This window comes from Pseudomonas sp. IT-P176, from assembly GCF_949767245.1.
GTDB lineage: Bacteria > Pseudomonadota > Gammaproteobacteria > Pseudomonadales > Pseudomonadaceae > Aquipseudomonas.
Genome location: NZ_CATKPN010000035.1, coordinates 94912 through 118958, shown reverse-complemented (window position 1 = coordinate 118958; position 24047 = coordinate 94912). Strand labels below are relative to the sequence as shown.

20 protein-coding genes are annotated in these 24047 nt (G+C 58.9%); 8 read left to right on the top strand and 12 right to left on the bottom strand.

The genetic code is table 11. The features are described from left to right. Positions 1-18 precede the first annotated feature (18 nt). The 7 genes from rsmG to rpmH all read right to left on the bottom strand — a co-directional run bounded on the left by rsmG (position 19) and on the right by rpmH (position 7103). Positions 19-663, bottom strand: coding sequence for a 16S rRNA (guanine(527)-N(7))-methyltransferase RsmG (gene rsmG / locus ACM6IP_RS06585; RefSeq protein ID WP_095165069.1), 645 nt, complete (start codon positions 661-663; stop codon positions 19-21). Continuing rightward, positions 660-2558 carry a tRNA uridine-5-carboxymethylaminomethyl(34) synthesis enzyme MnmG gene (gene mnmG / locus ACM6IP_RS06580; protein ID WP_159998698.1) on the bottom strand — a complete coding sequence of 633 codons (1899 nt, stop codon included), beginning with the start codon at positions 2556-2558 and terminating at the stop codon, positions 660-662. The genes rsmG and mnmG overlap by 4 nt, the downstream gene beginning before the upstream one ends. A 628-nt stretch (positions 2559-3186) precedes the next feature. Continuing rightward, entirely contained in the window at positions 3187-4557 is a 1371-nt protein-coding gene (mnmE, locus tag ACM6IP_RS06575) for a tRNA uridine-5-carboxymethylaminomethyl(34) synthesis GTPase MnmE (RefSeq protein ID WP_159998700.1), read from the bottom strand. A 79-nt stretch (positions 4558-4636) separates the two neighbouring features. Next, the gene (gene yidC, locus ACM6IP_RS06570; protein ID WP_095165071.1) at positions 4637-6310 is read right to left on the bottom strand and encodes a membrane protein insertase YidC; all 1674 of its coding nucleotides are present in this window, start codon (positions 6308-6310) and stop codon (positions 4637-4639) included. Positions 6311-6312: 2 nt separating this feature from the next. Next, positions 6313-6558 carry a membrane protein insertion efficiency factor YidD gene (yidD, locus tag ACM6IP_RS06565; protein ID WP_010465488.1) on the bottom strand — a complete coding sequence of 82 codons (246 nt, stop codon included), beginning with the start codon at positions 6556-6558 and terminating at the stop codon, positions 6313-6315. Beyond that, complete coding sequence (gene rnpA, locus ACM6IP_RS06560; RefSeq protein WP_202982093.1) at positions 6551-6952, bottom strand: ribonuclease P protein component; 402 nt, start codon at positions 6950-6952, stop codon at positions 6551-6553. Before rnpA ends, yidD begins: the two co-directional genes overlap by 8 nt. Positions 6953-6968: 16 nt before the next feature. Further along, positions 6969-7103, bottom strand: a complete 135-nt coding sequence (rpmH, locus tag ACM6IP_RS06555; RefSeq protein ID WP_003213577.1) for a 50S ribosomal protein L34 — start codon at positions 7101-7103, stop codon at positions 6969-6971. A gap of 565 nt (positions 7104-7668) precedes the next feature. On the opposite strand from rpmH, the gene dnaA reads away from it, so the two are divergent. From dnaA to gyrB, 4 genes are read left to right on the top strand one after another with little or no spacing between them, the layout of a single operon-like run. Beyond that, positions 7669-9186, top strand: coding sequence for a chromosomal replication initiator protein DnaA (gene dnaA, locus ACM6IP_RS06550; protein WP_414861172.1), 1518 nt, complete (start codon positions 7669-7671; stop codon positions 9184-9186). A 39-nt stretch (positions 9187-9225) separates the two neighbouring features. Beyond that, positions 9226-10329, top strand: a complete 1104-nt coding sequence (dnaN, locus tag ACM6IP_RS06545) for a DNA polymerase III subunit beta (RefSeq protein ID WP_095165074.1) — start codon at positions 9226-9228, stop codon at positions 10327-10329. A 20-nt stretch (positions 10330-10349) separates the two neighbouring features. Continuing rightward, entirely contained in the window at positions 10350-11453 is a 1104-nt protein-coding gene (recF, locus tag ACM6IP_RS06540; RefSeq protein WP_019694407.1) for a DNA replication/repair protein RecF, read from the top strand. Between the two features lie 4 nt (positions 11454-11457). Then, positions 11458-13875, top strand: a complete 2418-nt coding sequence (gyrB, locus tag ACM6IP_RS06535) for a DNA topoisomerase (ATP-hydrolyzing) subunit B (protein ID WP_095165077.1) — start codon at positions 11458-11460, stop codon at positions 13873-13875. A gap of 68 nt (positions 13876-13943) precedes the next feature. On the opposite strand, the gene ACM6IP_RS06530 is transcribed toward gyrB, so the two are convergent. Further along, positions 13944-14654, bottom strand: a complete 711-nt coding sequence (locus ACM6IP_RS06530; protein ID WP_095165078.1) for a response regulator transcription factor — start codon at positions 14652-14654, stop codon at positions 13944-13946. Positions 14655-14839: 185 nt separating this feature from the next. Between ACM6IP_RS06530 and ACM6IP_RS06525 the strand changes: the two genes are divergently transcribed. The 3 genes from ACM6IP_RS06525 to ACM6IP_RS06515 all read left to right on the top strand — a co-directional run bounded on the left by ACM6IP_RS06525 (position 14840) and on the right by ACM6IP_RS06515 (position 18810). Continuing rightward, entirely contained in the window at positions 14840-15130 is a 291-nt protein-coding gene (locus tag ACM6IP_RS06525; protein ID WP_414861171.1) for a hypothetical protein, read from the top strand. Positions 15131-15501: 371 nt separating this feature from the next. Beyond that, complete coding sequence (locus ACM6IP_RS06520) at positions 15502-16485, top strand: FecR domain-containing protein (RefSeq protein WP_401131228.1); 984 nt, start codon at positions 15502-15504, stop codon at positions 16483-16485. An 18-nt stretch (positions 16486-16503) separates the two neighbouring features. After that, complete coding sequence (locus tag ACM6IP_RS06515) at positions 16504-18810, top strand: CHASE2 domain-containing protein (protein ID WP_414861170.1); 2307 nt, start codon at positions 16504-16506, stop codon at positions 18808-18810. Between the two features lie 177 nt (positions 18811-18987). On the opposite strand, the gene ACM6IP_RS06510 is transcribed toward ACM6IP_RS06515, so the two are convergent. The 4 genes from ACM6IP_RS06510 to glyQ form a co-directional block, all read right to left on the bottom strand. After that, entirely contained in the window at positions 18988-19758 is a 771-nt protein-coding gene (locus ACM6IP_RS06510; RefSeq protein WP_095165082.1) for a lysophospholipid acyltransferase family protein, read from the bottom strand. Between the two features lie 83 nt (positions 19759-19841). Next, positions 19842-20375: a D-glycero-beta-D-manno-heptose 1,7-bisphosphate 7-phosphatase gene (gene gmhB / locus ACM6IP_RS06505; protein ID WP_159992944.1), complete on the bottom strand. Its 534-nt coding sequence runs from the start codon at positions 20373-20375 to the stop codon at positions 19842-19844. Positions 20376-20381: 6 nt separating this feature from the next. Continuing rightward, positions 20382-22436, bottom strand: coding sequence for a glycine--tRNA ligase subunit beta (gene glyS / locus ACM6IP_RS06500; RefSeq protein WP_159992946.1), 2055 nt, complete (start codon positions 22434-22436; stop codon positions 20382-20384). Next, positions 22433-23386 (bottom strand): glycine--tRNA ligase subunit alpha, encoded by a 954-nt coding sequence (gene glyQ / locus ACM6IP_RS06495; RefSeq protein WP_008155694.1) that lies wholly within the window; start codon positions 23384-23386, stop codon positions 22433-22435. The genes glyS and glyQ overlap by 4 nt, the downstream gene beginning before the upstream one ends. Before the next feature lie 81 nt (positions 23387-23467). Here glyQ and ACM6IP_RS06490 point away from each other — a divergent pair, with 81 nt between their 5' ends. Further along, positions 23468-24025, top strand: a complete 558-nt coding sequence (locus ACM6IP_RS06490; RefSeq protein ID WP_095165085.1) for a DNA-3-methyladenine glycosylase I — start codon at positions 23468-23470, stop codon at positions 24023-24025. Positions 24026-24047: the final 22 nt, after the last annotated feature.

The following is a 24047-nucleotide window of genomic DNA, read 5'->3' as shown; positions in this document are numbered from 1 at the left end:
TCTTGCTTGTGTTCCCAATCATGCCGTGCGGCGCAGTATCAGCAGATGGCGTTGGCCTTGGCAACCAGGTACGGCCAAGGCGTGTTCGCTATCGAGGTGGAAGTCTGCCGGCAATGCTACCAGCTCATCCGCGGGATGAACGCCCTTCATTGCCAGCCAACGTGTATCGGTGTCGCCGAGGTGGCGCGTCCAGTTGCTGAAATTCTCCATGCTGCTGAAGGCCCGGGAGATGATCCCGTTGAATGGCAGCTCAGGCTGGAAGGCTTCGACGCGACTGTGGATAACTTGCAGGTTATCCAGTTTGAGTTCGAGTTTGACCTGGGTCAGGAAGCGGGTTTTCTTGCCATTGCTGTCCAGGCAAGTGACTTGCGACTCGGGAAACAGGATAGCCAAGGGAATACCCGGCATGCCGCCGCCACTGCCGACATCCAGCCAACGGCCGTTTTCGATGAAGGACATCACGCTCAGGCTGTCGAGCAAATGGCGCGAGACCATTTCGTCCGGATCACGCACCGCGGTGAGGTTGTAGGCCTTGTTCCATTTGATCAACAGGGCCAGGTAACCCAGCAATTGGGCGTGCTGGGCTTCACTCAGGTTGACACCGAGCTGGCGTGCACCTGTGGATAACTCTTCGGCGTGTTGCAAGGTGACCAACGAACTCAAGCGCTTTGCTCCAACTGACGGCCCGCGCCGCGTTTTTTCAAATGAATCATCAACAGCGAAATGGCTGCCGGCGTCACGCCCGGAATCCGCGAAGCCTGGCCCAGTGTTTCCGGACGGGTTGCACCGAGCTTGCCCTGGATCTCCTTGGAGAGACCGGAGATGGTCGTGTAATCGATATCCACAGGCAGTTTGGTGTCTTCGCTGGCCCGCAGACGAGCGATTTCATCCTGTTGGCGATCGATGTAACCGGCGTATTTGGTCTTGATCTCGACCTGCTCGGCAACCTGTGGATCGTCTGCACCTATGCCGGTGACCGAGATCAGGCCAGCGTAGTCGATTTCCGGACGGGTCAGCAGGTTCAGCAAGTTGTATTCGTGGGTCAGCGGGGTGCCGAATTTTTCCGCAATCGCATCGCCTTGCTCGGTGCCCGGGCGAACCCAGGTACTTTTCAGGCGCTGCTCTTCGAGTTCGATGCTTTCGCGTTTTTTGCAGAATGCTGCCCAACGCGCGTCATCGACCAGGCCCAGCTCGCGACCTTTTTCGGTCAAGCGCAGGTCGGCGTTGTCTTCGCGCAGGATCAACCGGTATTCGGCGCGGGAAGTGAACATCCGATACGGTTCCTGGGTCCCGAGGGTAATCAGATCGTCGACCAATACGCCGATGTAGGCTTCATCGCGACGCGGGCACCAGGCGTCTTTGCCCTGTGCACGCAGTGCGGCGTTGGCCCCGGCCAGCAAACCTTGGGCGCCGGCTTCTTCGTAACCGGTGGTGCCGTTGATCTGCCCGGCGAAAAACAGACCGCCGATCACCTTGGTTTCCAGGCTGTACTTCAGGTCGCGTGGATCGAAGTAGTCGTACTCGATCGCGTAGCCCGGACGCACGATGTGCGCGTTCTCCATGCCGCGGATCGATTGCACGATCTGCAATTGCACGTCGAACGGCAAGCTTGTGGATATCCCATTCGGGTAAAGCTCGTGGGTGGTCAGACCTTCCGGCTCGATAAACACCTGGTGGCTTTGCTTGTCGGCAAAACGGTGGATCTTGTCTTCGATCGATGGGCAGTAACGCGGACCAATGCCTTCAATCTCACCGGCAGCGGAATACATCGGCGAACGGTCGAGGTTCGCGGCGATGATTTCGTGGGTACGGGCGTTGGTGTGGGTAATCCAGCAACTGACCTGCTTGGGATGCTGTTCCTTGTTGCCCATGAACGACATCACCGGGATCGGCGTATCACCGGGTTGCTCGGTCATCACCGAGAAATCCACAGATCGGCCATCAATGCGCGGTGGCGTACCGGTTTTCAAGCGACCCACGCGCAGCGGCAGTTCACGCAGACGGTGAGCCAGGGCAATCGACGGCGGATCACCGGCGCGACCGCCGGAAAAATTCTGCAAACCGATGTGGATAAGTCCACCGAGGAAAGTACCGGTCGTCAAAACCACGGAGTCGGCGAAGAAACGCAGGCCCATTTGGGTGACAACACCGCGTACCTGCTCCTGCTCAACGATCAGGTCGTCCGCTGCCTGTTGAAATATCCACAGGTTCGGCTGGTTCTCGAGAATCTCGCGAACCGCTGCCTTGTACAACACGCGGTCGGCCTGGGCGCGAGTAGCGCGCACGGCTGGGCCTTTGCGGCTGTTCAACACGCGAAATTGGATACCACCCTTATCGGTGGCCATGGCCATCGCGCCGCCGAGGGCGTCGATTTCCTTGACCAGGTGGCTTTTGCCGATCCCGCCAATTGCGGGGTTGCAGCTCATGGCACCGAGGGTTTCCACGTTATGCGTCAGCAACAGGGTTTTTGCCCCCATACGTGCTGATGCAAGTGCTGCCTCGGTACCGGCATGACCGCCGCCGATGACGATCACTTCAAAACGGGAAGGGAAATCCACCACGCACCTCGTGCCTGCTTCAGTTAGGTAATTCAGAAATGGTTTGAGCTCAGGTTTTTGGACCTGGTCGACAAGTATAGGGACTTCGCCCTTCCTAAAGAACCCTTTGCACAAAATTTAACCAGCTGTGGGTAAGTCACGAACAATAGAAATTAAAAAGAAAGAAATTTATAAGATCTTTGTTTTTATGTTTATTTCTATACAGCTACATTTCTGTGGATAGAATCCTACAAGCCTTTATTTACAATGTGTACAGCGGTTTGAAAGTCTGTGGTCATGTGGCCTTGAGGGCATGGGATAACCGGTCTAAGCCTGTGGATGAATGAGGTGGTTATCCACAGAGGCAGTTTTACTCAGTTTTCAGGCCCTGTTATCAACTGACCTTAGTGGCAGTTATTCACAGGGCTTAATCCACAGAAAAACCGTAAAAAGGCAAATCTCGCCCACGGGAAAACCACCCTGGCGAAAAAATCCCATGGCAACGGAAGAAGAAAAATGGATTAACAGCGGTAGGAGCAGGTGAAAGCCTGCGATCTTTTAACGATTCATCCGCCCGAGAGAGACGCAAGCACGGGTAGAAGCATCAAAAGATGACTAGATCGCAGGCTCCTATCTTGGGAAGGGAGCGTTATTTACCGATGCAGAAGCTGGAAAAGATCCTGCCCAGCAGGTCATCTGAGCTGAATTCACCGGTAATTTCACCCAGTGACTGCTGTGCCTGGCGCAAATCTTCGGCCAACAACTCGCCGGCGCCGGCCAATGTCAGCTGCGCACGCCCATGTTCCAGGGAGTCACTGGCATGGCGCAAGGCTTCAAGGTGACGGCGACGGGCGCTGAAACTGCTTTCTGAGGTCTGCTCGTAGCCCATGCAGGCCTTGAGGTGGTCACGCAGTAGCTCCAGGCCTTCACCTGCCGACTTGGCACTGAGGCTGATGGTGACGTGCCCATCGTCGCAGACCTGCAGCCCAATGGCCTCACCCGTGAGGTCGGCCTTGTTGCGGATCAGGGTGACTTTGCCCGGCTCTGGGCGCTGTTCCAGGAACTCAGGCCACAGGGCAAATGGATCAAGGGCTTCAGGGGCCGTAGCGTCGACCACCAGCAACACCCGGTCGGCTTCGCTGATCGCCTTCAACGCCCGCTCCACGCCAATCTTCTCGACCTGGTCATCGGTATCGCGCAGACCCGCAGTGTCGACCACGTGCAGCGGCATGCCATCGATGTGGATATGTTCGCGCAGGATGTCCCGGGTGGTGCCGGCGATCTCGGTGACGATCGCGGCTTCACGACCGGCCAATGCATTGAGCAGGCTCGACTTGCCGGCATTCGGACGGCCGGCGATGACCACGGTCATGCCATCGCGCAACAACGCGCCCTGCCCAGCTTCACGCAATACCTTGGCCAACTCCTCGCGCACGGCATCGAGCATGGACAGCACATGGCCATCGGCAAGGAAATCGATCTCCTCTTCCGGGAAGTCGATCGCCGCTTCGACGTAGATACGCAAGGCAATCAATTGTTCGGTGAGGTTATGCACACGCTGGGAAAACGCCCCTTGCAGAGAACGCAGGGCATTGCGTGCGGCTTGCGCGGAGCTGGCCTCGATGAGGTCGGCAATGGCTTCGGCCTGGGCCAGGTCGAGCTTGTCGTTGAGGAACGCGCGCTCGCTGAATTCCCCTGGCCGGGCCAGACGACAACCCAGTTGCAGGCAACGCTGCAGCAACATGTCCAGGACAATCGGTCCGCCGTGGCCTTGCAGTTCCAGCACGTCTTCACCGGTGAAGGAGTTGGGCCCTGGGAAATACAGGGCAATACCTTCATCCAGGACTTCATCCTCGGCGCTGAGAAACGGACCGTAATGGGCAAAACGCGGCTTCAGCTCGCGACCACTGATGGCCTGTGCCGCATGACGCGCCAGCGGCCCGGAAATACGAACGATACCGACGCCCCCACGGCCCTGGGCGGTGGCGACGGCGGCGATGGTTTCACGAGGAGCGCTCATAAACCGATATCCCGATAAAAATGGCAGATAGCAAAACGCCCCACGAGGGGGCGTTTTGAATGGTTACATACTGAGCAAGTTACGCGTCGGCTTTTTTTGTCGCCGCTTCAACTTTGCGAGTGATGTACCACTGTTGTGCGATCGACAGGCAGTTGTTCACAACCCAATACAGCACCAGGCCCGCAGGGAACCACAGGAAGAAGAAGGTGAAGATGATTGGCATCAGCTTCATCACCTTGGCCTGCATCGGATCCGGAGGAGTCGGGTTCAGCTGCTGCTGGATGAACATGGTTGCACCCATGATGATCGGCAGAATGAAGAACGGATCCTTGATCGACAGGTCGGTAATCCACAGCATGAATGGCGCTTGGCGCATTTCCACGCTTTCCAGGAGTACCCAGTACAGCGAGAGGAAAACCGGCATCTGCACGAGGATTGGCAAGCAACCACCCAGCGGATTGATCTTCTCTTTCTTGTACAGCTCCATCATGGCTTGCGACATTTTCTGCCGGTCATCGCCATGTTGCTCTTTCAGCGCAGCCAGTTTTGGCGCCACTGCACGCATGCGGGCCATGGACTTGTAGCTGGCAGCCGACAGCGGGAAGAAGATCCCTTTGATCAGCATGGTCAGGAAGATGATCGACCAGCCCCAGTTACCCACAATGGCGTGGATATGTTGCAGCAGCCAGAAGATCGGTTGAGCGATGAACCACAGAATGCCGTAGTCGACCGTCAGTTCCAGACCTGGGGATAACTCTTTCAGTACTGCCTGGCTTTTCGGACCAGCGTACAGGGTTGCGCTGGTTTCAGCCTTGGCACCTGGCGCAATGGTCAAAGCCGGGCCAGTGAAACCGATGATGTAGTTGCCCTGGTTGTCTTTGCGAGTCTGCACCACGTTGCTGTCGTTCTTGGCTGGAATCCAGGCCGTTACGAAGTAGTGTTGCAGCCAGGCGACCCAGCCACCATTGACGGTTTCTTTCAGCGCAGCCTTGTCGATATCTTTCATCGACACTTTTTTGTACGGCTCTGCACTTGTCCACAGGGCGGCGCCCAGGTAAGTGGCGGTGCCGGTGGCTGTGGTGGAAGAAGGATCGGCACTGGCATCACGCTTGAGCTGGGCAAACAGGTTGCCAGTCCAGGCCTTGTCGCTGGTGTTGTCGATCAGATAAGTAACTTTCAGATCGTACAAACCGCGAGTGAAGCTGAAGCGCTTGATGTAATTGACACCGCCATCGCTGAATTTGAGGTCAACGTTGAGCTGGTTCTGGCCATCAGCCAGTTGATAAGTCTTCTGTTCGGACGAGTAAACCGGACGACCGGTCGGGCGAGCATCAGGACCGTTGGTACCGGTCAGGCCACTTTGCGCCAGATAAGTACGTTCACTGCCGTTATCGAACAGCTGGAACGGAATTTCCGGATGGTCCTGGCGACGTGGATACAGCGGCAGCATCAGTTGGGCGATATCACCACCCTGAGGATCGATAGCCAGTTCGAGCACATCCGTTTTTACGTGGATGAGATCTTTACTAGCCACTACCGGAGTTTCGGTAGGGGTGCTGGTATCGGTATTTGCGCTGGGTACATCGGCACTGGCGGAAGCGTTGGTACCGTCCGGAATAGCCGGGGCATTCTGATTGGCAGCAACATTCTGAGTCGGCAGGGCAGCCTGGCCGTAGTCCTGGTTCCATTTCAGGACCATGACGTAGGACACGATTGCCAGGGCGACGATCAGGATCGTGCGTTTAATATCCATGATTACTCGGCCATCGAAGAAGAACGGGAGGTAGGGATAGGCGGAACCGGGTCATAACCACCGGGATTCCACGGATGACAGCGACCTAAACGACGAAAGGTCAGCCAGCCACCGCGCAGAAGGCCATGATTTTCAATGGCTTCATACGCGTAGCAGGAACAACTGGGGTAGAAACGACAGTGACTGGCCATCAGAGGACTAATGGCATAGCGATAAAACTGGATCGGAACGAGTGCCAGTTTACGCATCAGTGCTGTCTACCCCTACAGTTTCGGCTTTGACTGCTGGCTCTGGCTTGCTGCGTGCCAGACGTTTCCAGAGTTTGCCGAAATGCTGAATCAATTCGGGGTTTTCTACTTCGCCCAAACCTTTGCGCGCGACGATCACGATATCCCACCCAACCAGAGAATCCTGGTGGAGGCGAAACGATTCGCGCATCAGACGTTTGAGGCGATTTCGCTCAACGGAGAGTTTCACACTCTTTTTCCCGATAACCAGCCCGAGACGGGGGTGATCGAGATCGTTGGTGCGTGCAAGGAGCAGGAGATTTTTCCCCGGAACCTTGCCGGTAGGGGAGTCAAAGACTGCCTTGAAATGCCGGGGGGTCAGCAAGCGCTTTTCCCGACTGAAGTCCTGACTCACCTCCAGTACCGGATTATCAAACTGCCAGACGCGCACGACCTTTGGCGCGACGACGCGACAGGACTGCGCGGCCGTTTTTGGTAGCCATGCGAGCACGGAAACCGTGGGTACGAGCGCGTTTGATAGTGCTTGGTTGGAAAGTACGTTTCATGTCGTGTTACCTGGTTCGTCCACAACGGGCCGGAATGGCCCCCGTTTTAAGAGACCGGGGATTCTAGAGAAAGCAAGCCTCTAGGTCAATTTCCAACCAAGGTTTCCTTTAAATGGGTATTCGGGTGGTTCGTCCTTGAAAGGTGGACAGCTAGATATAAAAATAAAGAAGGAAAGTATTTAAAGCTTTTCTGTAAAGCTTATAAAAGCTAGGCCCGCCTCTATCTGTGGATAACTGGCTTTAGCCCTTCTATCCCGTGCTGTACAGAGAATGACAACTACCGTGGAAAGCGGTGGTCAGCCTGTGCTGCGCTGTCGGATAAGCTGTGGGTGAAACAGGTGGTTATCCACAGGCAGGTTATCCACCGAGTTTCGCGCCCACTTGTACAACGAGCTTAGGCGTGGTTATCCACAGAGCTTATGCACAGACCATTGGTCGCCTTTTTTGCCGATAAAACCTTGATTCTTCTGCACCTGTGATCAAGCTACGTGTGGATAAGTCTGCGTCCGGTCGCTACAATGGCCGCTTGTTTTTGCCTCACCGGCTTTCAACTTAGGGGATATCCGTGTCAGTGGAACTTTGGCAGCAGTGCGTGGAGCTTTTGCGCGATGAGCTGCCTGCCCAACAATTCAACACTTGGATCCGTCCACTACAGGTCGAAGCCGAAGGCGACGAGTTGCGTGTCTACGCACCGAATCGCTTTGTTCTCGACTGGGTCAATGAAAAGTACCTGAGCCGCGTGCTCGAACTGCTGGATGAGCATGGCAACGGCATGGCGCCTGCGCTTTCCTTATTAATAGGCAGCAAACGCAGTTCGGCACCGCGGGCCGCGCCCAATGCACCTTTGGCTGCTGCGGTATCGCAAGCCCAGGCTGCAGCGGCGCCGGCACCGGTCAATACGCCAACGCCGGCTCCAACCAGCAAGCGTTCGACGCAGAAAATCGTCGAGGTCAATGAAGAGCCGTCCCGCGACAGCTTCGATCCGATGGCTGGCGCCAGTTCGCAACAGGCCCCGGTGCGTGCCGAACAACGTACCGTGCAGGTAGAAGGTGCGCTCAAGCACACCAGTTACCTGAACCGGACCTTTACCTTCGAGAATTTCGTCGAGGGTAAGTCCAACCAGCTGGCCCGCGCTGCGGCCTGGCAGGTCGCGGACAATCCCAAGCACGGTTACAACCCGCTGTTCCTGTATGGCGGCGTTGGCTTGGGTAAAACTCACTTGATGCACGCTGTGGGTAACCATCTATTAAAGAAGAATCCGAATGCCAAGGTCGTGTACCTGCATTCCGAGCGCTTCGTGGCCGACATGGTCAAGGCGCTGCAACTGAATGCGATCAACGAGTTCAAGCGTTTCTACCGTTCGGTGGACGCCCTGCTCATCGATGACATTCAGTTCTTCGCCCGCAAGGAACGTTCCCAGGAAGAGTTTTTCCACACGTTCAACGCCCTGCTTGAAGGTGGCCAGCAGGTCATCCTCACCAGTGACCGTTATCCCAAGGAGATCGAAGGCCTTGAAGAGCGCTTGAAGTCGCGCTTCGGCTGGGGCCTGACGGTTGCCGTCGAGCCTCCTGAACTGGAAACCCGCGTCGCGATTCTGATGAAGAAAGCCGACCAGGCCAAAGTCGACCTGCCGCACGATGCCGCGTTCTTTATCGCCCAGCGCATTCGCTCCAACGTGCGTGAACTCGAAGGCGCGCTCAAGCGTGTTATCGCGCACTCGCACTTCATGGGCCGCGACATCACCATCGAGTTGATTCGCGAATCCCTGAAAGACCTGTTGGCGCTCCAGGACAAACTGGTCTCTGTGGATAACATTCAGCGCACCGTCGCCGAGTACTACAAGATCAAGATTTCCGACTTGCTGTCCAAACGCCGTTCGCGTTCGGTGGCCCGTCCACGTCAAGTGGCCATGGCCCTGTCCAAGGAACTGACCAACCACAGCCTGCCGGAAATCGGTGATGTGTTTGGCGGTCGCGATCACACCACGGTGTTGCACGCCTGCCGCAAGATCAACGAACTTAAGGAATCCGACGCGGACATCCGCGAGGACTACAAGAACCTGCTGCGTACACTGACCACTTGATGAACACCAGCGCAGCTTATTAAGGCAAGGGACTAGACCATGCATTTCACCATTCAACGCGAAGCCCTGTTGAAACCCCTGCAACTGGTCGCAGGCGTCGTCGAGCGCCGACAGACCTTGCCGGTGCTTTCCAACGTGCTGCTGGTTGTCGAAGGCCAGCAGTTGTCGCTGACCGGTACCGACCTGGAAGTCGAGCTGGTCGGTCGTGTGCAACTTGAAGAACCGGCCGAGCCGGGCGAAATCACTGTCCCGGCACGCAAGCTGATGGACATCTGCAAGAGCCTGCCGAACGATGCGCTGATCGACATCAAGCTCGATGAGCAGAAGCTGGTGGTCAAGGCCGGTCGTAGCCGTTTTACCCTGTCGACCCTGCCAGCCAACGACTTCCCTACCGTGGAAGAAGGCCCGGGTTCGCTGACGTGCACCCTGGCGCAAAGCAAACTGCGTCGTTTGATCGAGCGCACCAGCTTTGCCATGGCGCAGCAGGATGTTCGCTACTACCTCAACGGCATGCTGCTGGAAGTGTCCGCCGGGATCATCCGCGCCGTGGCTACCGATGGTCACCGTCTGGCCATGTGCTCGATGCAGGCTGACATCGGCCAACCGGATCGCCACCAGGTGATCGTGCCACGCAAAGGTATCCTGGAACTGGCACGCCTGCTGACAGAGCCAGACGGCAACGTGAGCATCGTGTTGGGCCAACACCACATCCGTGCCACCACCGGTGAATTTACCTTTACCTCGAAACTGGTCGATGGCAAGTTCCCGGATTACGAGCGCGTCCTGCCAAAAGGCGGCGACAAGCTGGTACTGGGCGATCGCCAGGCCCTGCGTGAAGCATTCAGCCGTACCGCGATTCTGTCCAACGAGAAGTACCGCGGCATTCGCCTGCAACTGGCCAATGGTCAGCTGAAGATCCAGGCAAACAACCCGGAACAGGAAGAGGCGGAAGAAGAAGTAGGCGTTGAGTACAACGGCGGCTCCCTGGAAATCGGCTTCAACGTCAGCTATTTGCTGGACGTGCTGGGCGTGATGACCACCGAGCAGGTGCGCTTGATCCTGTCTGACTCCAACAGCAGTGCGCTGGTGCAAGAGTCCGACAACGACGACTCGGCTTACGTTGTCATGCCGATGCGCCTGTAAACATGTTCAGCAGCCGCTAGATGTCCCTCAGTCGCGTCTCGGTCACCGCGGTGCGCAATCTGCACCCGGTGACCTTCTCCCCCTCCCCCCGCATCAATATTCTGTACGGCGCCAACGGCAGCGGAAAAACCAGTGTGTTGGAAGCCATCCATCTGCTGGGGCTCGCCCGTTCGTTTCGCAGTACCCGCCTGCTACCGGTGATCCAGTACGAACAGTTGGCCTGTACGGTATTCGGCCAGGTCGAATTGGCCGAAGGCGGCCACAGTGCGCTGGGGATTTCCCGTGATCGGCAAGGCGAGTTTCAGATTCGCATCGATGGGCAGAACGCCCGTAGTGCCGCACAACTCGCAGAAATCCTGCCACTGCAATTGATCAACCCAGATAGTTTTCGCCTGTTGGAAGGTGCGCCGAAGATTCGCCGTCAGTTCCTGGACTGGGGGGTGTTCCACGTGGAACCGCGCTTCATGTCCACCTGGCAGCGCTTGCAGAAGGCCCTGCGCCAGAGAAACTCTTGGCTGCGGCATGGTACACTTGACGCCGTTTCGCAAGCGGTTTGGGACAGAGAATTGTGCCAGGCCAGCGCTGAAATTGATGAATACCGCCGCGCTTACATCAAAGCCTTGAAACCAGTCTTTGAACAGACCTTGAGCGAACTCGTCGAACTCGAGGGCTTAACGCTTAGCTATTACCGGGGTTGGGACAAAGAGCGGGAACTGAGTGCAGTGCTCGCCGCGTCCGTACACCGGGATCAGCAAATGGGGCATACCCAGGCCGGACCGCAACGCGCTGATTTGCGCCTTAGATTAGGCGCGCACAATGCCGCGGACATCTTGTCCCGGGGTCAGCAGAAGTTGGTGGTTTGCGCCCTGCGGATCGCCCAAGGGCATTTGGTCAGCCAGGCCCGGCGCGGCCAATGTATTTATCTGGTGGATGATTTGCCGTCCGAACTGGATGAGCAGCACCGCCGCGCGCTTTGCCGTTTGCTGGAAGACTTACGCTGCCAGGTGTTCATCACCTGTGTAGACCACGAATTATTGAGGGAAGGCTGGCAGACGGAAACGCCAGTCGCTTTGTTCCACGTGGAACAGGGCCGTATCACCCAGACCCACGACCATCGGGAGTGAAGGCATGAGCGAAGAAAATACGTACGACTCAACGAGCATTAAAGTGCTGAAAGGCCTGGATGCCGTACGCAAACGTCCCGGTATGTACATTGGTGACACAGACGATGGCAGCGGTCTGCACCACATGGTGTTCGAGGTGGTCGATAACTCGATCGACGAAGCTTTGGCTGGCCATTGCGACGACATCAGCATCATCATCCACCCTGATGAATCGATCACCGTACGCGACAACGGTCGCGGCATTCCGGTAGACGTGCACAAAGAAGAAGGCGTTTCGGCAGCCGAGGTCATCATGACCGTGCTGCACGCCGGCGGTAAATTCGACGACAACTCCTACAAAGTATCCGGCGGTCTGCACGGTGTAGGTGTGTCGGTAGTGAACGCACTGTCTGAAGAACTGATCCTGACCGTTCGCCGTAGCGGCAAGATCTGGGAACAGACCTACGTGCACGGCGTTCCGCAGGAGCCGATGAAGATCGTTGGCGAAAGCGAGACCACCGGTACCCAGATCCACTTCAAGCCATCGGCTGAAACCTTCAAGAATATCCACTTCAGCTGGGACATCCTGGCCAAGCGGATTCGTGAACTGTCGTTCCTCAACTCCGGTGTGGGTATCGTCCTCAAGGACGAGCGCAGCGGCAAGGAAGAGCTGTTCAAGTACGAAGGCGGCCTGCGTGCATTCGTTGAATACCTGAACACCAACAAGACTGCGGTCAACCAGGTGTTCCACTTCAACATCCAGCGTGAAGACGGCATTGGCGTGGAAATCGCCCTGCAGTGGAACGACAGCTTCAACGAGAACCTGTTGTGCTTCACCAACAACATTCCCCAGCGCGATGGCGGCACCCACCTGGTGGGTTTCCGCTCCGCGCTGACGCGTAACCTGAACACCTACATCGAAGCCGAAGGCTTGGCCAAGAAGCACAAAGTCGCCACCACTGGTGACGATGCGCGTGAAGGCCTGACCGCAATCATTTCGGTGAAAGTGCCGGATCCGAAGTTCAGTTCCCAGACCAAGGACAAGCTGGTTTCTTCCGAAGTGAAGACCGCGGTCGAACAGGAAATGGGCAAGTACTTCTCGGACTTCCTGCTGGAAAACCCGAACGAAGCCAAGCTGGTAGTCGGCAAGATGATCGACGCCGCCCGTGCCCGTGAAGCGGCGCGTAAAGCTCGTGAGATGACGCGTCGTAAAGGTGCGCTGGATATCGCCGGCCTGCCGGGCAAACTGGCGGACTGCCAGGAAAAAGACCCTGCCCTCTCCGAACTGTACCTGGTGGAAGGTGACTCTGCTGGCGGTTCCGCCAAGCAGGGTCGTAACCGTCGCACCCAGGCCATCCTGCCGCTCAAGGGCAAGATCCTCAACGTGGAGAAGGCACGCTTCGACAAGATGATCTCTTCCCAGGAAGTGGGCACCTTGATCACCGCGCTGGGCTGCGGTATCGGCCGTGACGAGTACAACATCGACAAGTTGCGTTATCACAACATCATCATCATGACCGATGCTGACGTCGACGGTTCGCACATCCGTACCCTGCTGCTGACCTTCTTCTTCCGTCAGTTGCCGGAGCTGATCGAGCGTGGCTACATCTACATCGCCCAGCCGCCGTTGTACAAGGTGAAGAAAGGCAAGCAAGAGCAGTACATCAAAGACGACGACGCCATGGAAGAGTACATGACGCAGTCGGCCCTGGAAGATGCGAGCCTGCACCTGAACGAGGACGCACCAGGTATCTCCGGTGAGGCCCTTGAGCGCTTGGTGAACGACTTCCGCCTGGTGATGAAGACCCTCAAGCGTCTGTCGCGTCTGTACCCGCAGGAGCTGACGGAGCACTTCATCTACCTGCCGGCAGTGAGCATGGAGCAGTTGTCCGATCACGCAGCGATGCAGGATTGGCTGGCCCAGTACGAAGTACGTCTGCGGACCGTCGAGAAATCGGGCCTGGTCTACAAGGCCAGTCTGCGTGAAGACCGTGAGCGTAACGTCTGGCTGCCGGAGGTCGAACTGATCTCCCACGGCCTGTCGAACTACGTCACTTTCAACCGCGACTTCTTCGGCAGTAATGACTACAAGACCGTGGTCTCCCTGGGCGCGCAACTGAGCACCCTGCTGGACGACGGTGCGTACATCCAGCGTGGCGAGCGCAAGAAAGCCATCACCGAGTTCAAGGAAGCCCTTGAGTGGCTGATGAACGAAAGCACCAAGCGCCACACCATCCAGCGCTACAAAGGTCTGGGCGAGATGAACCCGGATCAGCTGTGGGAAACCACCATGGACCCAGCACAGCGCCGGATGCTCAAAGTGACCATCGAAGACGCCATTGGCGCGGACCAGATCTTCAACACCCTGATGGGTGATGCGGTCGAGCCACGCCGTGACTTCATCGAAAGCAACGCTCTGGCAGTGTCGAACCTGGACTTCTGATCCGGTTTCTCCTGCAGTAAACAAAAAGGCCAACGCATCGCGTTGGCCTTTTTTATTGCTCGCTGGTTTCAGGCGCTGACGCTTTCCAGTCGATAGCCGTAACCGTAGATCGTCAGCAGTTGCCAACCCCGGTCGGCGGTCAGCCCCAGCTTGTTGCGCAAGCGGTAGATATGGGTGTCCAGCGGTCGGGAAGAGACCATTTCTTCATGGGTCCAGAAACGCTGGTACAGGTATTCCCGGGACAACGGTCGACCCAGGTTGGCGAACAGGCAGCGTGCCAGGCGGTACTCGCGCTCGGTACAACTGATGGGGATACCGGCACGGGTGACCGTGAGCTCGGCGTCATCGAACACCAGGTCGTTGAAGCTCTGCACTTCGCTGGCGGCGTTGCGCAACACGCCATGGCGGCGCAGCACCGCATTGACCCGGGCCTTGAGCTCGTTGGGGCGAAAGGGTTTGCTGAGGTAATCGTCTGCCCCGGCGTTAAGCGCCTGGACAATATCGCTCTCGGCATCGCGGCTGGTGAGCATGATCGCCGCCGGCGGGGCTTCCATGTGCTCGCGCGTCCAGCGCAACAGCGCCAGGCCACTGAGGTCTGGCACTTGCCAGTCGAGGATCAACAGGTCAAAGGTCTCGCGCCGCAGTTGCCGCAACAGTTCCTCGCCGCGCTCGAAACTGTGCAAGCTCCAGGCGTCTTCCCCGGCTTCCGGCATCTGTCGCAGTGTCTGTTCCACCCGGCGTAGCTCGGCGGGTTCGTCATCCAGTATGGCGACACGCATTCGGGGTCGTTCCTTTATTTCGTGAAGTGTGGACGGGCAAGGCCGTGCCGGAGCGAGTTTAGGCTGATTGGTTGAATCTGAACAATTATGGCGATTTGCTCCAGGTCGAGTGATGGCTGGTTACGCTGATATCAATTAGCCGGTAACTGGCCAAAATCTGACTCGATGGCGCAAGGAAAGGAACGATGGTTAGCAGGTTGGATCTTCGCGCCGGGATGTCGAAGGTGACCTTGGGCGTGGTGCTGACCCGGTGCCTGTGTTTGGCATTTTTCACCAGTATGGGGATGGCTTTGCCCACGGTGAACTCCAGCACCGCGGCTGCGCCCGTGGCGCAGCCGCCACGCTACTACAGCCCGGCAGTGATCAATGTCGGCTTCAGTGATTCACGGGGTTTTGCCCCGGTCAGCGGCGCCGAGGACGGCGACCAGGGCACGCGTTTGCGAACCCGGGAAGACCAACCGCGCTGGGTGTTCTGAAGGGCTGGACGGAGAATTCTGAACAAATATGCAGAATCGACTTTTCGGTCATTGGTGTAGGTAAATTCGTAAGTGTCGAGCGGCAATGGAGCATTCGGAAGTGCTCCGACACAGGGAGTGTCGACGCCAACCTGGCGGGACCGCCGATCGCCGGTTCGCTTGCGGTCTGCAGTCCAGGGGGAAAACAGGGAGCCGCTCAAGATCCACGCTGGATCCTGGCAGATCCGGCCGACACAGGGACGTGTCACCTCAATCCCTTCAGGTCTGTGCAAATCTGCCTACCTGGCGCAGCGCCCCGTCAGGTATGGTGCGTGCTGCTGTTGACTCAGCGGCTCGAACAGATTTTCAGAAAATGCGCCAAAGCGAATCCCATGACTCCAATCTCCTCCTTGCACTGTCGCCACTTGGGTACTTGCCTGTTGCTCGTGGCAGGCCTGGTCGGTCCGTTGACCCAGAGCGCCACTGCCGCCTCTTCCAGCGCCAAGCGCCTGCCCTACATCGATGACCAGCAGCAATGCCGTGGCCAACCGCTGCCCGCTACGGTCGAACACCTGACGGGCGAAGCCTGGAAGCTTGATCGCAAGGGCCAGCAGGTGGCGCTGGAGGAAGGCATGACGGTGGATGAGGAGGAAGGCGTGAAGACTTCTCCTACAGCCTTTGTCAGCCTGTCCCTGGGTGATGGCTCGCGTATCGTCCTGCCCTCCAGCTCCCAGGTCACCCTGAGCCTCAACGATGAGCTCAAGGTGCCTCAGGTCCTTCTGCAACAAGGTCAGGTCGAGTCTTATGTGATCAAGCGCGCCAGCGACTATGATCGTTTCCAGATCGTCACACCGGTAGGTGTGCTCGGCGTTCGCGGTACCCACTTTCGGGTGCGCAACGATGCTACCGGGCACTCGCTGCTCGAGGTGCTCAATGGCCAGGTGGCCGTGGATCGGGATGAGCTGGCGAAAAAACCTGCGGGCAAACCCTTGCCCGTAGCCCGCGCGGATGATGAAGTACAGGTCATGGCTCGCCAGGGGCTGCGCATCCAGAAGGAAGGCAAGTTGACTCCCAGCGACCTGCTTCCGGCTCCTCGATTGCTCGGCCAGGCCGGGCAGACGGGCCCGACACCGGTCTGGAAATTGATCATGAAACCGCTGGAAGGCGCCACGCGTTATCGGGCCCAGGTCGCCACCGATACCGGGTTCATGAACATCAAGCAGGAACAGTTTTCCGCTACGCCAGAGATCAATTTCAGCGGATTGAAGGCGTTTTATTATCACGTTCGGCTCTCGGCATTCGATCAGCAGGGGCTTGAAGGAGAAACCGGGGTATATGACATCTTCTATTACCCCAGCCCCTCACGGGTCCAATAGCGCCGCGGCGATGGGCCGATGACGCGCTGGCCAAGGAAGGAAGGTCGCGAGCCGACCCAGGCGCAGCGATTGTTTCGGCGAATGGTCCGCGAATGGCTAGGGGTCAGCCTGATCCTGCTGCCGCTGACGGCGGTATTGTCCCTGAGCCACGGCCTGACCCTGAGCAACTTGCTGTACGACAACCTGCGACGCTTGAGCCCGCTGCCGGTCGACCCGCGCATTCTCATCGTGACCATCGACGACTTCAGCCTGCAGCAACTCGGCAAGTGGCCCTGGCCGCGGACCGTGCACGCCGACCTGCTCGACCGGTTGACCGCGGCCGAGCCCAAGGGCGTGTTGTTCGATGTGATCTTCAGCGAGCCGGACCCCTCCCCCGAGAATGACCAGCGCCTGGCCCAGGCACTCTGCCGGGCCGGCAATGTGTACATTCCGTTGCTGCGTGAAGGGGCCGCACGCTTTGACCAACCACTGGGTGAGATCGAACCCGTGGCACCCTTGAGCCAATGCGCCAAAGGGGTCGGACACATCAATGCCGAAGCGGACGCTGACGGCAAGGTACGCAGTGTCTACCTGCGTGAAGGTCCGGCGCCGCAACTACGAGCGCAATTGGCGTGGCTGCTCTACCAAGCGAGCACCGACGCTCCTGCCGCCCTGCCCGGCTCGTCTGAGCCGCAGACGGTGCAAGGCTGGCAACGGGCCAATAGCGTGCGTATTCCGTTCATCAGCCAGCCTGGTGGATTTCCCACAGTGCCTTACGCCAGCGTGTTGCGTGGGGACGTGCCAGCGCAACTGTTGCGCGACCGCTTGATTCTGATCGGGTCCACCGCGCCGGGCCTGGGCGACCGCTATGTGACACCACAGTCAGCGAGCCTCGGCACCACACCGGGCATCGAGATCCAGGCCAATCTACTCAACGGCCTGCTGCAACAGCGCAGCATCCTGGTGCTGGGCAATGGCTGGACGCTGAGTTTATCCACAGCCCTGGTTGCCGGACTGCTGGCCCTGCTGCTGTTCCGGCCGCGGCGCGCGCTGTGGTTGACCCTGGGCGGCATGGCGAGTGCCCTGCTGGTCTCTGCGTTATTGCTGCGGGCAGGATGGTGGTGGTCGCCGATGGCCAGCCTGCTGGGGATGCTACTGGGCTATCTGATCTGGAACTGGCGTCGCCTGAATGCGGTGCTCGCCTATTTCGGCTGGGAACTGGAGAGGCTGGATAACGAACCCAAGGTATTCCCCGAGCGCCGGCGTACAGCGGCCCCGGCTGGCGATGTACTTCAGGGACAGATTGTCGCCCTGGAACAGGCCATGAGTCGCACCCGCGATACTCGTCGGTTTATTGCCGATGGCCTGGAGTACTTGCCAGTGGCGACCTTGATCAGCGGACCGGATGGCCAAGTGCTGTTGGCCAACCGCAATGCCCGCGCGCTGTTCGCCGATGACCTGGTGGGTGAGCCACTGGTGGCCCGCCTGGCCGGACTAGGTTATCCAGGGCTGCAGGAAGGGGCTTTGCCGCCGGTTTCGACCCTGGGCAGCAGCGAGTTTCGCGACCACCAAGGACGCAGTCTGCGGCTGGAGCTGGAGCCGCTGCTGCCGGCTGAAGGCGGCGTGGCGATTGGCTGGCTGCTCAGCCTGACCGACCTGAGCCTTGAGCGTGAGGCCGAGGAACAGCGCGCGGTGCTGCTGCGCTTTCTTTCCCATGATCTGCGTGCGCCGCACTCGGCGATCCTGGCCCTGCTCGACGTGCAGCATCAACAAGGCAGCGCGGACCCGCACCTGCACAGTCAGATCGAGCTACAGGTGCGCAAGGCCCTGGGCCTGACCGAAGCCTTCGTGCAACTGGCCAAGGCGGAATCGGAGGCCTATCAGTTCGCGCCGAGCATGTTCGCAATGTTGGTGCTCGACGCATTCGATCAAGCCATGAGCAGCGCCCAGCTGAAACAGATCGAGCTGCTGCATGACCTGGATGACGAAGCCGAAGGCATGGTGCTGGCGGACCAGTCGCTGCTGACCCGGGCCCTGTTCAATCTGTTGGAGAACGCCATCAAGTACAGCCCGGCCGGGAGCCAGGTACGGCTGCGGGTCAGTTGTGCACAGGGCTGGCTGAGCTGTGAGATCAGTGACCAGGGCCAGGGTATCGCGGCTGAGGAGCTACCCGAACTGTTCAGCCAGTACCGGCGCTTTGCATCCTCGCAGGGCAGTGAAGGCTTGGGCCTGGGGCTGTCGATGGTCAAGGCGGTAGTGGATCGCCATGGCGGGCGGATCCTCTGTCAAAGCCGGGTCGCCGAGGGCACGACTTTCCGGGTTGAGTTGCCGTTACTGGAGGATTGATTGGTGGTTCGAACGGGCATAAAAAAACCGGCATCCATGGCCGGTTTTTTTATCACTGGGAAAACTTATGCACGTTTTACGGCGTTTTATCAGCTTAAGAAATATGCATATAAATCATTAAGTTAGATAAAGAATAAAGCATTCAGCAGGAAATCCGTGCACAGGTTATCCACAGAATCACTGCGCTTGTTTATCCACCGCAGCGGACAGTGGCGGCAGTGAGCCCATGTCGCGCTGGGTCTGCTCATTCCATGCGGCAGCGCGGTCGTTCAACTCGGCAACGGCCCGTGGTCCGCTGCCTTCGGCGTACATTGGCGCGCCGATGACCACGGTGATAACCCCCGGCTTCTTCGCCCAGCCGGTTTTCGGCCAGAACTTGCCAGCGTTGTGCGCAATCGGCAGCACCGGCAACTGGGCGTTGACCGCCAGCGCCGTACCGCCCCGGGAGAACTTGCCGACAGTACCAAACGGTACGCGGGTGCCTTCCGGGAAAATCAGCACCCAGACCTTGTCCTTGAGCAGTTCGTCACCCTTCTTGGCGACATGCTTGAGGGCGGCCTTGGGGTTGTCGCGGTCGATGGCGATCGGGCGCAGCATGGCCATTGCCCAGCCGAAGAACGGCACGAACAGCAACTCGCGCTTGAGCACTTGGCTCAAGGGCTCGAAGTACGCGGAGAGAAAGAAGGTCTCCCAGGTGCTCTGGTGGTTCGACAGGATCACGCACGGCTGGTCCGGGACGTTCTCGGCGCCTTTGACTTCATAGCGGATGCCCAGGAACACCTTGCTCAGCCACAACGCGCAGCGGCACCAGTAGACGTTGATGAAACGGTAGCGTGCCTTGAACGGCAGGAAAGGCGCGATGAAAAAGCTCAGGCTGCACCACAGCAACGAACTGGTGCCCAGCAGCAGGTAAAAAAGAAAGGTTCTGATTGCCTGCAAGATCGACATGGTCGCGATTACCGTTGCGGGTCAGTGCCCGCCTTCTAAAAGCGCGCTCCCGAACAGTCCTTGGTCAGGAAGTCAGAATCGCCCTAGTTGTTGATAAGTTCTGCGGCAATCGCCGCCAGATCGTCAAAAATCAAAGTGCCTGCCGGCAGGGTCTTGCCCTGAGTCTTTGCGCCTTTACCGGTTTTTACCAAGACTGGCTGAGAGTCGACGGCTTTTGCCGCCTCCAGGTCACTGAGACTGTCGCCGACGAACCATAGGCCCGTCAGCGGCACGTCGTAATGTGCGGCAATGGTTTTTAGCATGCCGGGTTTCGGCTTGCGACAGTCACAGCCTGCGTCCGGCCCGTGGGGGCAGTAGACGATCAGGCCGAGTTCGCCACCCTGCTCGGCCACCAGTGTACGCAAGCGCGCATGCATGGCGTCCAGGGTGGCGACATCGTAATAGCCACGAGCGATGCCCGACTGGTTGGTAGCAACCGCTACCGTCCAGCCGGCCTTGCTCAACTGCGCGATGGCTGCGATCGATCCGGGCAGTGGAATCCACTCCGCCACCGACTTGATGTAAGCGTCGGAGTCATGATTGATCACCCCGTCCCGATCGAGAATCAGCAGTTTCAAACGGTCTTACCCCAGCAACGAAATGTCGGCAACGCCCAGGAACAGGCCACGCAAGCGTGCCAGCAGTGCGTAACGGTTAGCCCGCACGTTGGCGTCTTCGGCATTGACCATTACCGCTTCGAAGAACGCATCCACTGGCTCGCGCAGGGCTGCCAGGCGCGCCAGTGCTTCACGGTACTGGCGAGCGGCGGCCATTGGTTGCACAGCCTGGTCCGCTTGCTGGATCGCCGAGTACAGGGAGAACTCGTTGGCGTTGTCGAAGTACTTGGCCTCAACCGTGGTCGGTACGCTGCCTTCGAGCTTGCTCAGCAGGTTCGATACGCGCTTGTTCACTGCGGCCAGGGCGGCGGCTTCAGGCAACTGACGGAAGGCTTGTACCGCCTGCACGCGTTGATCGAAGTCCAGCGCCGAACCCGGGTTCAGGGCACGCACCGACAGGTACGTAGCCACGTCCACGCCTTCGTCTTCGTAACGCGCACGCAGGCGGTCGAAGATGAACTCCAGCACCGAGTCAGCCAGGCCTGCGGACTTGACCTTGGCCCCGAAGGCTGCCACGGCGAAGGCCACGGCGTCGGTCAGGTCGAGTTCCAGCTTCTTGTCGATCAGGATGCGCAACACGCCCAGCGCTGCACGGCGCAGGGCATACGGGTCTTTGCTGCCGGTTGGCAGCATGCCGATACCGAAGATGCCGACCAGGGTATCGAGTTTGTCGGCGATCGCCACAGCCGCACCGGTCAGGGTGCTCGGCAGCTCGGCGCCAGCACCGCGCGGCATGTACTGCTCGTTCAGGGCCAGGGCAACGTCTTCTGGCTCGCCATCGTTGAGGGCGTAGTAGTAACCGGCAACGCCTTGCATCTCCGGGAATTCACCGACCATTTCGGTCGCCAGGTCGCACTTGGACAGTAAGCCCGCGCGCGCAGCCCATTGAGCGTTGCCGCCAATGTGCGGGGCGATGAAGGCGGCGAGCTTGGAAACGCGCTCGGCCTTGTCGTAGACGCTGCCCAGTTTTTCCTGGAACACCACGTTCTGCAGGCGCAGGTTGAAGTCTTCGAGTTTCTGCTTCTTGTCTTGCTTGAAGAAGAATTCGGCATCGGTCAGGCGTGGGCGAACCACTTTCTCGTTACCGTCGATGATCTGCTGCGGGTCTTTGCTCTCGATGTTGGCCACGGTAATGAAGCGTGGCAGCAACTTGCCGTCGGCATCCAGCAGGCAGAAGTACTTCTGGTTGTCCTGCATGGTGGTGATCAGGGCTTCTTGCGGCACGTCGAGGAAACGTTCTTCGAACGAGCACACCAGCGGCACTGGCCATTCGACCAGCGCGGTCACTTCGTCGAGCAGCGCTGGCGGAACGATCGCCGTGCCTTCCTGGCGGGTGGCCAGCTCTTCGGTGCGCTTGCTGATGATCTCGCGGCGCTCGTTGGCGTCAGCCAGCACGTAGGCGGCACGCAGGTCGGCCAGGTAGCTTGCCGGCGAACCGATGCGCACGTTTTCCGGGTGGTGGAAGCGGTGACCACGGGAATCGCGACCGGCCTTCTGGGCCAGGATGGTGCAGTCGATGACCTGGTCACCCAGCAGCATGACCAGCCATTGGGTCGGACGGACGAACTCTTCCTTGCGGGCACCCCAGCGCATGCGCTTGGGAATCGGCAGGTCATTGAGCGAATCTTCGACGATGGTCGGCAGCAGGCTGGCGGTTGGCTTGCCCTTGATCACCTGGCTGAAACGCAGTTTCGGGCCGCTCTGGTCGATTTCGCTCAGCTCGACACCGCACTTCTTGGCAAAACCCAGGGCGGCCTGGGTCGGGTTGCCTTCGGCATCGAACGCGGCCTGGCGTGGCGGGCCGTCGAGGTTGATGCTGCGATCCGGTTGCTGGGTCGCCAGCGCGCTGATCAGCACGGCCAGGCGCCGTGGCGCGGCATAGACCTGCTTGGCTTCATAGCCCAGGCCCGCAGCTTGCAGGCCCTTGTCGATACCGGCCAGGAAGGCCTCGGCCAGGGTGTTCAGGGCCTTGGGTGGCAGTTCTTCGGTGCCCAGTTCAACCAGGAAATCTTGCGCACTCATTGTGCAGCCTCCAGCTTGGCCAGTACTTCATCACGCAGGTCCGGTGTCGCCATCGGGAAGCCCAGCTTGGCGCGCGCCAGCAGGTAGGCTTGCGCAACGGAACGCGCCAGGGTGCGCACACGCAGGATGTATTGCTGACGCGCGGTCACCGAGATCGCCCGGCGCGCATCCAGCAGGTTGAAGGTGTGCGAGGCCTTCAACACCATTTCGTAGCTTGGCAGCGGCAGCGGCTGGTCGAGTTCGATCAGGCGCTTGGCTTCGCTTTCGTAGAAGTCGAACAGTTCGAACAGCTTCTCGACGTTGGCGTGCTCGAAGTTGTAGGTCGACTGCTCCACCTCGTTCTGGTGGAACACGTCGCCGTAGGTCACCTTGCCCATCGGGCCGTCAGCCCAGACCAGGTCATAGACCGAGTCCACGCCTTGCAGGTACATGGCCAGGCGCTCGAGGCCGTAGGTGATTTCGCCGGTCACCGGGTAGCACTCGATGCCGCCCGCCTGCTGGAAGTAAGTGAATTGGGTCACTTCCATGCCGTTGAGCCAGACTTCCCAGCCCAGACCCCAGGCGCCGAGGGTCGGCGATTCCCAGTTGTCTTCGACGAAACGGATGTCGTGCACCAGCGGATCCAGGCCCACGTGCTTGAGGGAGCCCAGGTACAGCTCCTGGAAGTTGTCCGGGTTCGGCTTCAGGACTACCTGGAACTGGTAGTAGTGCTGCAGACGGTTCGGGTTTTCGCCGTAGCGGCCGTCAGTCGGGCGACGACTGGGCTGCACATAAGCGGCGTTCCAGGTTTCCGGGCCGATGGCGCGCAGGAACGTGGCGGTATGGAAAGTGCCGGCGCCTACTTCCATATCGTAGGGCTGAAGTACCACACAACCTTGCTCGGCCCAGTATTGCTGGAGGGCGAGGATCAAGTCTTGGAAGGTACGCACGGCTGGCGTAGGCTGGCTCACGAAATTCACCTGTTTCTTGGGCTGCGATTTAAAGAGCGGGAGTATACCCGATTCGTTCGTGCGCACGCCCCCTGGAGCCTTATGCCACGCTGCTTTTGGTGTTCCGAAGATCCGCTGTACATGGCCTATCACGATCAGGAGTGGGGCGTACCGCTACGCGATGCGCAGCGCTTGTTCGAGTTGCTTTTGCTCGAAGGGTTCCAGGCCGGACTGTCATGGATCACTGTGCTGAAGAAGCGCGAGCGCTACCGTGAGGTGCTGTACGGCTTTGATGTGCAGCGCGTGGCGCAGATGAGCGACGCCGAAATCGATGACCTGATGCTCGATCCAGGGATCATCCGCAACCGCCTGAAACTCAATGCCGCCCGGCGCAACGCCCAGGCCTGGCTGGCGCTGGAAGATCCGGTGGGCTTTCTGTGGTCGTTTGTTGGCGGGGTGCCGACCATCAACCATTTTCAGGATCGCAGCCAGGTGCCGGCCGTGACCCCGGTCGCCGTGGAAATGAGTCGCGGGCTGAAAAAGGCCGGTTTCACGTTCGTCGGACCGACCATTTGTTATGCCCTGATGCAGGCCTCTGGCATGGTCATGGACCACACCCGCGATTGTGATCGTTACGCCGAGTTGGCGGTGCGCGGTTAGAATAGCCGGCTCGCAACAGGAT

Coding starts and splice junctions, on each gene's coding strand:
- mnmE (WP_159998700.1), bottom strand. CDS start 4,557: ATGAGCGCTCCTCGTGAAACCATCGCCGCCGTCGCCACCGCCCAGGGC.
- yidC (WP_095165071.1), bottom strand. CDS start 6,310: ATGGATATTAAACGCACGATCCTGATCGTCGCCCTGGCAATCGTGTCC.
- yidD (WP_010465488.1), bottom strand. CDS start 6,558: ATGCGTAAACTGGCACTCGTTCCGATCCAGTTTTATCGCTATGCCATT.
- rpmH (WP_003213577.1), bottom strand. CDS start 7,103: ATGAAACGTACTTTCCAACCAAGCACTATCAAACGCGCTCGTACCCAC.
- dnaN (WP_095165074.1), top strand. CDS start 9,226: ATGCATTTCACCATTCAACGCGAAGCCCTGTTGAAACCCCTGCAACTG.
- recF (WP_019694407.1), top strand. CDS start 10,350: ATGTCCCTCAGTCGCGTCTCGGTCACCGCGGTGCGCAATCTGCACCCG.
- gyrB (WP_095165077.1), top strand. CDS start 11,458: ATGAGCGAAGAAAATACGTACGACTCAACGAGCATTAAAGTGCTGAAA.
- ACM6IP_RS06530 (WP_095165078.1), bottom strand. CDS start 14,654: ATGCGTGTCGCCATACTGGATGACGAACCCGCCGAGCTACGCCGGGTG.
- ACM6IP_RS06525 (WP_414861171.1), top strand. CDS start 14,840: ATGGTTAGCAGGTTGGATCTTCGCGCCGGGATGTCGAAGGTGACCTTG.
- ACM6IP_RS06520 (WP_401131228.1), top strand. CDS start 15,502: ATGACTCCAATCTCCTCCTTGCACTGTCGCCACTTGGGTACTTGCCTG.
- ACM6IP_RS06515 (WP_414861170.1), top strand. CDS start 16,504: ATGACGCGCTGGCCAAGGAAGGAAGGTCGCGAGCCGACCCAGGCGCAG.
- ACM6IP_RS06510 (WP_095165082.1), bottom strand. CDS start 19,758: ATGTCGATCTTGCAGGCAATCAGAACCTTTCTTTTTTACCTGCTGCTG.
- glyS (WP_159992946.1), bottom strand. CDS start 22,436: ATGAGTGCGCAAGATTTCCTGGTTGAACTGGGCACCGAAGAACTGCCA.
- ACM6IP_RS06490 (WP_095165085.1), top strand. CDS start 23,468: ATGCCACGCTGCTTTTGGTGTTCCGAAGATCCGCTGTACATGGCCTAT.